The sequence below is a fragment of the Phenylobacterium sp. genome (assembly GCF_028290885.1).
In the GTDB taxonomy this organism is placed as follows: Bacteria; Pseudomonadota; Alphaproteobacteria; order Caulobacterales; family Caulobacteraceae; genus Phenylobacterium.
The window spans coordinates 1-7,390 of record NZ_JAQGIZ010000233.1 but is presented as its reverse complement, the minus strand read 5'-3'; the positions used below and the strand labels follow the sequence as shown (position 1 = coordinate 7,390).

At 69.0% G+C, this 7,390-nt stretch carries 14 protein-coding genes and 1 pseudogene; 5 read left to right on the top strand and 10 right to left on the bottom strand.

Annotation, left to right across the window (positions count from 1 at the left end; all coding sequences use genetic code 11):
• Positions 1-225: pseudogene (locus JWP28_RS15350) on the top strand (tRNA (N(6)-L-threonylcarbamoyladenosine(37)-C(2))-methylthiotransferase MtaB); the annotation flags it as partial.
• Complete coding sequence (locus tag JWP28_RS15345; protein ID WP_299544221.1) at positions 222-698, top strand: GFA family protein; 477 nt, start codon at positions 222-224, stop codon at positions 696-698. The pseudogene JWP28_RS15350 and the gene JWP28_RS15345, both read left to right, overlap by 4 nt.
• Positions 699-744: 46 nt before the next feature.
• Here the strand turns inward: JWP28_RS15345 and JWP28_RS15340 are convergent, their stop codons facing one another.
• Positions 745-1,128: a copper-binding protein gene (locus tag JWP28_RS15340; protein WP_299544220.1), complete on the bottom strand. Its 384-nt coding sequence runs from the start codon at positions 1,126-1,128 to the stop codon at positions 745-747.
• 85 nt (positions 1,129-1,213) lie between these two features.
• Positions 1,214-1,843, bottom strand: a complete 630-nt coding sequence (locus JWP28_RS15335) for a trimeric intracellular cation channel family protein (RefSeq protein ID WP_299544218.1) — start codon at positions 1,841-1,843, stop codon at positions 1,214-1,216.
• Positions 1,844-1,902: 59 nt separating this feature from the next.
• Here JWP28_RS15335 and ftsY point away from each other — a divergent pair, with 59 nt between their 5' ends.
• The 3 genes from ftsY (at position 1,903) to JWP28_RS15320 (ending at position 4,115) form a co-directional block, all read left to right on the top strand.
• The gene (ftsY, locus tag JWP28_RS15330) at positions 1,903-2,847 is read left to right on the top strand and encodes a signal recognition particle-docking protein FtsY (protein ID WP_299544217.1); all 945 of its coding nucleotides are present in this window, start codon (positions 1,903-1,905) and stop codon (positions 2,845-2,847) included.
• Positions 2,844-3,434 (top strand): inner membrane-spanning protein YciB, encoded by a 591-nt coding sequence (locus JWP28_RS15325; RefSeq protein ID WP_299544216.1) that lies wholly within the window; start codon positions 2,844-2,846, stop codon positions 3,432-3,434. Before ftsY ends, JWP28_RS15325 begins: the two co-directional genes overlap by 4 nt.
• Before the next feature lie 138 nt (positions 3,435-3,572).
• The gene (locus JWP28_RS15320) at positions 3,573-4,115 is read left to right on the top strand and encodes a MarR family winged helix-turn-helix transcriptional regulator (RefSeq protein ID WP_299544215.1); all 543 of its coding nucleotides are present in this window, start codon (positions 3,573-3,575) and stop codon (positions 4,113-4,115) included.
• Positions 4,116-4,272: 157 nt separating this feature from the next.
• Here the strand turns inward: JWP28_RS15320 and JWP28_RS15315 are convergent, their stop codons facing one another.
• The 8 genes from JWP28_RS15315 to JWP28_RS15280 all read right to left on the bottom strand — a co-directional run.
• Positions 4,273-4,398, bottom strand: a complete 126-nt coding sequence (locus JWP28_RS15315) for a hypothetical protein (protein WP_299544214.1) — start codon at positions 4,396-4,398, stop codon at positions 4,273-4,275.
• Positions 4,399-4,580: 182 nt separating this feature from the next.
• Complete coding sequence (locus JWP28_RS15310) at positions 4,581-4,835, bottom strand: hypothetical protein (RefSeq protein WP_299544213.1); 255 nt, start codon at positions 4,833-4,835, stop codon at positions 4,581-4,583.
• 51 nt (positions 4,836-4,886) lie between these two features.
• Positions 4,887-5,411, bottom strand: a complete 525-nt coding sequence (locus JWP28_RS15305) for a DsbE family thiol:disulfide interchange protein (RefSeq protein WP_299544212.1) — start codon at positions 5,409-5,411, stop codon at positions 4,887-4,889.
• Positions 5,408-5,554 (bottom strand): heme exporter protein CcmD, encoded by a 147-nt coding sequence (ccmD, locus tag JWP28_RS15300; RefSeq protein WP_299544209.1) that lies wholly within the window; start codon positions 5,552-5,554, stop codon positions 5,408-5,410. Before ccmD ends, JWP28_RS15305 begins: the two co-directional genes overlap by 4 nt.
• A gap of 14 nt (positions 5,555-5,568) precedes the next feature.
• Positions 5,569-6,297, bottom strand: coding sequence for a heme ABC transporter permease CcmC (gene ccmC, locus JWP28_RS15295; protein WP_299544206.1), 729 nt, complete (start codon positions 6,295-6,297; stop codon positions 5,569-5,571).
• 202 nt (positions 6,298-6,499) lie between these two features.
• The gene (locus JWP28_RS15290; RefSeq protein WP_299544204.1) at positions 6,500-6,940 is read right to left on the bottom strand and encodes a Spy/CpxP family protein refolding chaperone; all 441 of its coding nucleotides are present in this window, start codon (positions 6,938-6,940) and stop codon (positions 6,500-6,502) included.
• A complete protein-coding gene (locus tag JWP28_RS15285; protein ID WP_299544203.1) occupies positions 6,874-7,101 on the bottom strand; it encodes a hypothetical protein in 228 nt (75 codons plus the stop codon). Before JWP28_RS15285 ends, JWP28_RS15290 begins: the two co-directional genes overlap by 67 nt.
• Before the next feature lie 108 nt (positions 7,102-7,209).
• Positions 7,210-7,390: heme exporter protein CcmB (locus JWP28_RS15280; RefSeq protein ID WP_299544201.1), on the bottom strand; the 181-nt coding region annotated here is incomplete at its 5' end.

Sequence of the window (7,390 nt, the reverse complement as noted above, 5' to 3'; positions counted from 1 at the left end):
CTGCGCGCCGCCGGCGAGGCCGCGCTCGTCCGCCACCTGCAGCGCCAGGTCGGACGCACGCTGATGGGGCTGGTCGAGCGTGACGGCATCGCCCGCGCCGAGGACTTCACCGAGATCGCCTTCACGGGGCCGGCCGCCATCGGCGATATCGTTGCGTTCAAGGTCACCGACCACGATGGCCGCCGCGCATTGGCCGGCGTCCGCGTGCTGGAGGCGGCGGAGTGACCTGGACCGGAGGTTGCCAGTGCGGGGCGGTGCGCTTCCGCATCGACGGCGAGCTGGGCAAGCCCAGCATCTGCCACTGCCGCATGTGCCAGAAGGCCACCGGCGGCTTCTTCGGGCCCTATGTTCCGGCGCAGATCGCCGACGTCACCTGGACCCGCGGCGCGCGCAAACGCTTCCAGAGTTCGAACAAGGTCTGGCGTGGCTTCTGCGGCGACTGCGGCACGCCGCTGACCTTCGAGAACCAGCCAGGCGTCATCGACCTGGCGATCGGCGTCTTCGACGACCCGGCGCCCTTGAAGCCCGACGTGCAGCTCGGCAGTCCGGACCGGTTGCCCTGGGTGGACGAACTGCCCGCCTTGCCGAGCCGGGAGCAGGACGAGCCGAGGACCGCCGCCTATCTCTCCGACCTCGTGAGCTACCAGCACCCGGATCATGAGACCGAGGCCTGGACGCCGCGCATTTCCTCCACCTAGCCGTCATCCCGGTTTCGTTCCGGACGCCGCCGAGCAGGCGCTCGTCTCAGAACGGCCGGATGGTGGCGATCTGCTGGCTTTCGAGCTTGAATCGAACCTTCTCGCCGACGGTCAGGTCCTTCAGCAAGGCCGTCTTGCTGACGAGAAAAGGCTGGGTTCCCGCGGGCCAGTTCAGCGCTTCCACCGGCTCGTAGGCGATGGTGACCCGACCGGTGTCCGGGTCGATCACCTTCACGACCCCGACGATTTCAGGCTCGGTGAACGGCTTGGCGGGTTTGGCGGACGGCGCCGAGCCGCCAGCGGGCGGGCCGCCCTTGCCGCCGCCGCCCCCACCACCGCCACCGCGCCCGCGGCCTCCGCCGCCCTGGGCCTGCGCGGCGCTTGCGGCCACCAGGCAAATCATCAGCAGGGGCACGAGGCGTTTGAGCATGATCAGCCAGCAGTTGCGGCGCCCCTGGCGCCAAAATGAGGCTGGAGCGTTTCCGGACTGTCTTGGATCACGGGCTCCAGGAAATCTAGCTGTCGGCGTCGACGGGCCCGCCAAACCCGGGCAGTGACCATTTCCAGAGGATGGCGCCCGCGCGGATGCAAAGGGCGACCATGAACCCGGCAATTCCGGCAGGGATGGTGGGCGTCCCCATCAGCCCCAGCACAACGAAGGTCGCCGCCCCTGCGAGCGCAGGTGTCACGTAGAGCTCCCGCTGCAGCAGCACCGACGGCTCGTGGGCCAATACGTCTCGGATCACCCCGCCGAAGGTGGCGGTGAGCACGCCCATCACCACGGCGGAGAACGGCGGCACGCCGAGCGAGCTCGCCTTGAGCGCGCCGACCACCGCATAGGCGGCCATCCCGACCGCATCGAGCCAGGTCAGGATGCTGCCGCGGAAGCGCTTGGGCCCGAGAATCCACACCGCCGCCGCCGCCACGAGGCAGACGACGAGGTACTGCGGCCGCGCCACCCAGAACACCGGCGCCCCGATCAGCAGGTCGCGCAGCGTGCCACCGCCGACGCCGGTGACCGCGGCGAAGAAGCCGAAGGTGACGATGTCGTGCTTGCGCCGGGCGGCGGCCAGCGCCCCGGTCGCGCCGAACACCGCCACCGCGGCATAGTCGAGGACGGTGAGGGTGGCGGCCAGGCGATCCATGCGCGGCACCCTCGCAAGCGGACGTGACGGGACGCAAGCCTGCGGCTAGAAGCGCCCGCATGACCGAACCCAAACGCGGCTGGTTCCAGCGGCTCACGGAAGGCCTGTCGCGCTCCTCGAAGCAGATGGGCGAGCAGATCACCCAGGCCTTCGTCGCCAAGGAGCCGCTCGACCAGGCCAAGCTCGACGAGCTGGAGGAGATGCTGATCGAGGCCGACCTCGGCCCGCATTCCGCCGCCCGCATCACCCAGCGCTTCTCCGACGAGAAGTTCGGCAAGAGCGTCGATGAAGCCGAGATCAAGGAGGCCCTGGCCGCGGCGATCGGCGACGAGCTCTCGGCCCGACAGGGCGACTTCGATGCGCTTTCCGGCCCGCGGCCCTACATCGTCCTGTTTATCGGGGTGAACGGCTCGGGCAAGACCACCACGCTGGGCAAGATCGCGGCCGATCTCACTGGGCGCGGCGCCAAGGTGCTGGTGGTGGCGGGCGACACCTTCCGCGCCGCGGCCGTGGAGCAGCTGAAGGTCTGGGCCGAGCGCGCCGGCGCCGACTTCATGTCGCGGCCGCCCAACTCCGATGCGGCGGGCCTCGCCTTCGACGCCGTCGAGCGGGCGCGGGCCCAGGGCTACGACGTGGTGCTGATCGACACCGCCGGCCGGCTGCAGAACAAGCAGGGCCTGATGGACGAGCTGCACAAGATCATCCGGGTGGTGAAGAAGATCGATCCCGATGCGCCGCACGAGACCCTGCTGGTGCTGGACGCCACGGTGGGGCGCAACGCGCTGGCCCAGGAGAACATCTTCGGCAACCAGATCGGGGTCTCCGGCATCGTCATGACCAAGCTCGACGGCACCGCCCGCGGCGGAGTGCTGGTGCCGGTGGCGCAGGCCTCCGACAGTCCCATAAAGCTGATCGGGGTAGGCGAGGGGATCGAGGACCTGCAGCCGTTCAACGCGCGCGCCTTCGCCCGTTCGCTGGTGGGCCTGACGGAACCTGCCGCATGAGCCCGAAGGCCATCAAGGCAGTGCGTTACTTCGTGGACTACGCAGGCCTGGCCGCTTTCCTGGCGACGCTCGCGATCACCCGCAGCGCGGTCACCGCCAGCTGGGCCATCGTCGCCGGATCGGTGCTGGCGCTGCTGGTCGGCTTCGTCCTGGAGCGGCGCCTGGCGCCGATGCCGCTGGTGACCGCGGTGCTTGGGCTGATCTTCGGCGGCCTGACGATCTTTTTCCACGACGAGCGGTTCATCAAGGTCAAGCCGACCATCCTCTACACGGCCTTCGGGCTGTTCCTGATCACCGGCGCCCTGCGCGGGAAGAATCCGTTGAAGGTCCTGATGGGCGACGCCTTCCACCTGCCGGACCCGGTGGTCCGCACGCTCACCCTGCGCTACGCCCTGTTCTTCTTCGCCCTGGCGCTGGCCAACGAGGCGGTGTGGCGCACACAGAGCACGCTCACCTGGGGGGTGTTCAAGTTCCCGGGCACGCCGATCCTGATCTTCCTCTTCGCGCTGAGCCAGGCGCCCCTGATGATGAAGCACATGCCGGACGAGGAGCCCGCGGACGGCAAGCCCCCGACGGACGTCCCCTAGTGTGCTGGGTTCGCCTCATCGACGACCATCCGCTGAGCGAACTTCAGAATCGGGACACTAGCGACGCCCACGGATCGTCTGTAATCAAATAGACGCAATCGTCCTCTAGCTTTGCGGTAAGCCTTGCGGGGACCACCGATGGCCAAGACAAAGTCAGGCGCGAAGGGCGGCATCGCCGCGCTGGATCAGTCGCCAAGCCACCTGCTGCATCGCGCGCTGCAGCGCGCGCTCGACATCTATGCGGAGGAATTCGGCGACGCCGGCATCACCCAGCGGCAGTTCGCGGTCCTCGCCGCGGCGGACGAACGCGACGGCGCGACCCAGGCCGATCTCGTGCGGATCACCGGCATCGACCGCTCGACGCTGGCCGACATGGCCCGCCGGATGATGGGCAAGGGCCTATTGGAGCGGGAGCGTTCGGCGCTCGACGGCCGGGCCAATGCGGTGCGGGTGACCGAGACCGGACGTGCGGCGCTCGCCGAGGCGCGGCCGAAGATGGCGGCGGCGGACGGCCGGCTCCTGAAGCTGATCTCCGGCGGCGGCCGCCGGACGACCTTCGTCAGCCTGCTGCGCGACCTGGTGAAGACCAGCGGCCCGGCCGAGCCCAAGGCGCCCAAGGTCAAGGCCCCGAAGGCGAAGGCCCACAAGGGCGGCAAGAAGGCGAAGAAGAAATTTGCCTAGTGTGCTGGATTTGAAGTTCGCCGCATTCACGGGCCATGCGCCGAGCGAACTTCAAATCCAAAAAGCACACTAGAAATATATACTTGCAAGTGTCCTTATCGATTCCGAAGTTCGCCAAAGCCAGCCGCAAGCGCTTGCGAACTTCGGAATCGGGACACTAGTGTAGGCCTTGGTCCCGCGCCTTCGGCTGGCCGGGCCCGGCGATCGTCGAGGGCCGCAGGTGGGGTGAGCGCAGGCGGTCATAGCTGACGTCGCCGAGCCTGCGAGTGATGATCTCAAGCATTGCGCGCCCATTCGTGCGGGCCGGCGGGGGCTCATCGAACACCTCACGCCAGAGCGCAGCAGCCTCCTCGTAGATTCGCTGTTCGCGACTCACCATGAGTGAGCAAACACGGTGATACGCGCTGCGTTCCGGGTTTAGGAAGGTTAATTATATTAGGAGCTTAAGTAGAGCTTGACCTGAGGTCATACTCGGATGTCGAGCAGCGAGCCGGGGCGCAGCAGCTTGGCCGGAGCTTCCGCCGCCGGATCGGGCCGAACCTCCGCCCGCTGAATCGGCGCCGCGGGCGTGAAGACCGCCGCCGCCTGGGGCGCGGCCGGCGCGCCGCTCCGGCCCATGGCCGCGGCGAAGAACGCCTTCTGCGCCGCCTGCCGCGCGGCGTCGGCGGCCGGGTTCGCGGCGGGCTGGACGGGTAGCGGGTTGGGGCGGATCGGCGTCACAGCGGGGCGGCTCGGTTATGGTTAACGCGCGCTCAATCTGCGGCCACTGGATCAACGCCCGGTTAACGCCCGCGCCATCAGCGCGCGAGCGTCGTCTTCGCTGAGGGGGCCGGTGTGCTTGGCCAGCACACGGCCGTCCTGCGCCACCAGGTAGGTCTCCGGAACGCCGGTGACGCCGAACTCGATGCCGGCGCGGCCGTCGCGGTCCACCAGGCGGCGCGCGAAGGGGTCGCCCAGCCGCGACAGGAAGGCCTGGGTGTTCTGCGGAGCGTCCTTGTAGGCGACGCCGACGATCGGCATGCGCCGGGCGCGCATCTCCATCAAAACGGGATGCTCCTCGGCGCAGGGTGCGCACCAGGAGGCGAAGAAGTTCACCAGCACCGGTCCCTGCCGCGTGGCCTCGCGGATCCGCACCGTGGCGCCGTCATCGAGGCTGGGCAGGCTCAGGTCGGGCATCGGCTTGCCGACCAGGGCCTGCGGCTGGACCTGCGGGTTGCGGTGCAGGGCGTAGGCGCCGAACAGCACGGCCAGCGCCGCCAGCGCGATCAGCGGCAGGGCCGCGAGCCAGCGGCTCATTTGCGCGCCAGCGCCTCGGCGCGCTTCCTCCAGCGCCGGGCATGGCCGAGCGACGTTGCGATCAGCACCGCGAACACCAGCGCCGTCAGCCCATAGGCGGGCCAGACGAAGAGGGCGTACTTGCCGGTTTCCAGGTGCAACATCCTAAAGGTCGTCCTCAGGCCCTGGCCGCGCGGAGCGCTGCGGCCTCGGCGCGCCGGCGCCACACCTCGCCGCGGATGCGCACCAGCCACAGCGACCCGAAGGCCGCCATATAGGCCAGCACCATCAGGATCACCGGCCAGTAGAACACCGGCGCCAGGGCCGAGCCGCCGGCGCGGAATACCGACGCGCCCTGGTGCAGCGTGTTCCACCAGGTCACGCTGTAGTGGATGATCGGCAGGTTGACCGCCCCCACCAGCGCCAGGATCGCCGCCGCGCGCGCGGCCTTGGTCTCGTCGTCCAGCGAGGCGCGGAGCGCGATGTAGGCGATGTAGATCAGGAACAGCGCCAGCACCGAGGTCAGGCGGGCGTCCCACACCCACCAGGTCCCCCACATAGGGCGGCCCCAGAGCGATCCGGTGGCCAGCGCCAGCAGGGTGAAGCCCGCGCCCAGCGGAGCGGCGGCTTGGGCGGCGGCGTCGGCCAGCGCGTGGCGGAAGACGAGCGCCAGGAAACTGGCGACGGCCAGGCAGGCGTAGACAAACTCGCTCAGCCAGGCGGCCGGGATGTGGATGAACATGATCCGCACCGTCGCGCCCTGCTGGTAGTCCTCCGGCGCGGTCCATCCGAGCCACAGGCCGGCCAGGCCCAGCACCAGGGCCAGGACCCCGAACAGCGGCGCGGCCCAGCGCGAGAACGCCATGAACCGCTCGGGGTTCGTCAGGAAGGCGGGCGCCGGGATCATCTAGTGTCCCGTTTCCGAAGTTCGACAGCGCAAGCTGCAACCCCGTTCGAACTTCGGAAGCGACAAGGACACCAGCAAGCCTTCGTTTCGAGTGTGGCTTGCCGATCTGAAGTTCCCAGCGGCGCTTGGGCAAACTGTGTGGGAACTTCAGATCTGCCACACTCGCCGGGCTTAGACCGCGGGCGAAACCCCGGCAAGCCGCCTAGGAATGCGGCGGCGGCGGAGCCTTGGGCGGCATTGGGGGCATGGGCGGCATCGGCGGCCTGCGCTCCATGTTCACCATCACCTTCATCGGCCCCATGGGCATTATCGGCCCCATCGGTCCGATCATCAGCATGGGCAGCTCGTCGAACACCTTCTTCTGCGACGGCTCGAGCTGATCGTAGAAGCGCTTGGTGGCCTCGATCCGGACGTGCATGGCGGCGGTGTGGGCGGCCATTTGCGCCTCCATCTCGGCCAGCCGCTGAGGCGTGGTCTTGGCGTCGTGGTGGTCGGACATCTCGACCATGTGCTCGTGCTCATGCGCCGGCTTGACCGCCGCCAGGTAGGCGGCGAGCGCCGGCTCCTGCGACGCCTTCAGCTGCAGCATGGTCCGCAGGTGCTCGGCGGCGTCCACGTGCGCCCCGCCGTGGCGGACGTACATCTGGCGTCGTCTCCGTCGCCGTGGCGGATGATCACGGTGCGGTCCTGGCGCTCGGCGCGGGCGTGGTCGTCCGGCTCGGCCTGCGCATAGGCCGTCGCGGCGGTGGCCGCAGAAAGGACGAAGGCCGCCCCGGCGAGATAACCCATCCATGGCCGTGACATCGGTGTCTCCTGTTCCGAAAGGTCGAGCTTCACCGTCAGGCCGGATATTGGCGAAACGGCGCCATGCGAAATGAAGCTTTGGTAATGTCGGCGGGGGCCTAGGCCGGCTCAGGAGAGCGCGTTGCGGCAGGCCGCGGCCATGGCCAACGGACCCAACGCCACCGCGGCCGCCGCGTAGGCGCAGAGCAGGGCGAAGCCGGCGCTCCACGGCAGGCCGCCCGCGAAGGCGGCCAGCGCCCCGCCGCCGAAGATCACCGGCGGCACGAACAAGGGCAGGACGATCACCGCG

What these genes read in the sequence shown, in the direction of transcription:
- JWP28_RS15315 (WP_299544214.1), bottom strand. Translation starts at nt 4,398, where the DNA reads ATGCTTGAGATCATCACTCGCAGGCTCGGCGACGTCAGCTATGACCGC.
- JWP28_RS15325 (WP_299544216.1), top strand. Translation starts at nt 2,844, where the DNA reads ATGAGCCCGAAGGCCATCAAGGCAGTGCGTTACTTCGTGGACTACGCA.
- ftsY (WP_299544217.1), top strand. Translation starts at nt 1,903, where the DNA reads ATGACCGAACCCAAACGCGGCTGGTTCCAGCGGCTCACGGAAGGCCTG.
- JWP28_RS15290 (WP_299544204.1), bottom strand. Translation starts at nt 6,940, where the DNA reads ATGTACGTCCGCCACGGCGGGGCGCACGTGGACGCCGCCGAGCACCTG.
- JWP28_RS15320 (WP_299544215.1), top strand. Translation starts at nt 3,573, where the DNA reads ATGGCCAAGACAAAGTCAGGCGCGAAGGGCGGCATCGCCGCGCTGGAT.
- JWP28_RS15285 (WP_299544203.1), bottom strand. Translation starts at nt 7,101, where the DNA reads ATGTCACGGCCATGGATGGGTTATCTCGCCGGGGCGGCCTTCGTCCTT.
- JWP28_RS15335 (WP_299544218.1), bottom strand. Translation starts at nt 1,843, where the DNA reads ATGGATCGCCTGGCCGCCACCCTCACCGTCCTCGACTATGCCGCGGTG.
- ccmC (WP_299544206.1), bottom strand. Translation starts at nt 6,297, where the DNA reads ATGATCCCGGCGCCCGCCTTCCTGACGAACCCCGAGCGGTTCATGGCG.
- JWP28_RS15340 (WP_299544220.1), bottom strand. Translation starts at nt 1,128, where the DNA reads ATGCTCAAACGCCTCGTGCCCCTGCTGATGATTTGCCTGGTGGCCGCA.
- ccmD (WP_299544209.1), bottom strand. Translation starts at nt 5,554, where the DNA reads ATGTTGCACCTGGAAACCGGCAAGTACGCCCTCTTCGTCTGGCCCGCC.
- JWP28_RS15305 (WP_299544212.1), bottom strand. Translation starts at nt 5,411, where the DNA reads ATGAGCCGCTGGCTCGCGGCCCTGCCGCTGATCGCGCTGGCGGCGCTG.